A 494-nucleotide genomic window follows, 5' to 3' on the forward strand; every position below is an offset into this window, starting at 1 on the left:
GCCGCGGGCATTCGAAACCCGCAAGCCGCGCCAGCTTCACCAGGTCGAGCAGCTCCAGCATGCGCTTGCGGCGATCGGCAACCGTCTTGCCGACGTTGAACTTCTCCAGCGTGCGGATGATCTGCGAACCGACCGAATGACTGGGATTGAGCGTGTCGAACGGATTCTGGAACACCATCTGGATCGACGACACCGTGTCGACGCTCCGTTTCTCGATGCCGGTCGACTGGATTTCCGTGTTGCCCAGCGTCACCGTGCCGGCACTTGCCGTCTCCAGCCCGAGCAGCACCTTGGCCAGCGTCGACTTTCCGCAGCCGGATTCGCCCACGATGGCAACCGTCTCGGATTCGCGCGCCATGAACGAGATCGTCTCGTTGGCCTTGACGACGCGGCCCTCGCTCGAGCCGAACACCTCGTTGCCGCCGACCCTGTAGTATTTTCTGAGGTCCTCGATCTTGAGCACCGGCGCACCGGGCACGACGCGCTCATTGACC

Annotated in this window: 1 protein-coding gene; it reads right to left on the reverse strand. The window is 63.2% G+C overall.

The window, feature by feature from the left end:
• A partial coding sequence (locus tag EN749_RS37025; RefSeq protein ID WP_128365143.1) for an ATP-binding cassette domain-containing protein occupies positions 1 to 494 on the reverse strand: 494 nt, incomplete at both ends.

It is taken from the genome of Mesorhizobium sp. M7A.F.Ca.ET.027.02.1.1, from assembly GCF_004022985.1.
Lineage (GTDB): Bacteria > Pseudomonadota > Alphaproteobacteria > Rhizobiales > Rhizobiaceae > Mesorhizobium.